The organism is Pseudomonas sp. IT-P171, assembly GCF_949767765.1.
GTDB classification, from domain to species: Bacteria; Pseudomonadota; Gammaproteobacteria; order Pseudomonadales; family Pseudomonadaceae; genus Aquipseudomonas; species Aquipseudomonas fluorescens_B.
In genome coordinates, this window is record NZ_CATKQN010000046.1 from 1 (window position 1) to 298 (window position 298).

The 298-nt window shown below is 64.1% G+C and carries 1 protein-coding gene; it reads left to right on the forward strand.

The genetic code is table 11. The features are described 5' to 3' along the window. The coding region (locus ACM6I5_RS22225) for an Ig-like domain-containing protein (RefSeq protein ID WP_414884727.1) at nt 1-298 on the forward strand (298 nt) is incomplete at both ends.

Sequence of the window (298 nt, forward strand, 5' to 3'; positions counted from 1 at the left end):
TGCCGGCGCCGATGGCCCCTTGCTCGGCGGTGGCGTGGTCGGCGTGCGCGCCGGTTCGGACACTTCGACGCCGGTGAATGGCGGGCTCAACACCCAGATCAACGGCACCTACGGTTACCTGACCCTGGACGCCCAGGGCAACGCCGAGTACCACAGCTACCCGAACTCCGTGAACGGCCCGGGCGCGACCGATGTGTTCACCTACACCTTGCGTGACAACGACGGTGATGAAAGCACCACGACCCTCACCATCGACGTCAACAACAGCTGTATCAACAACCCGGTCACCCTCAACGGT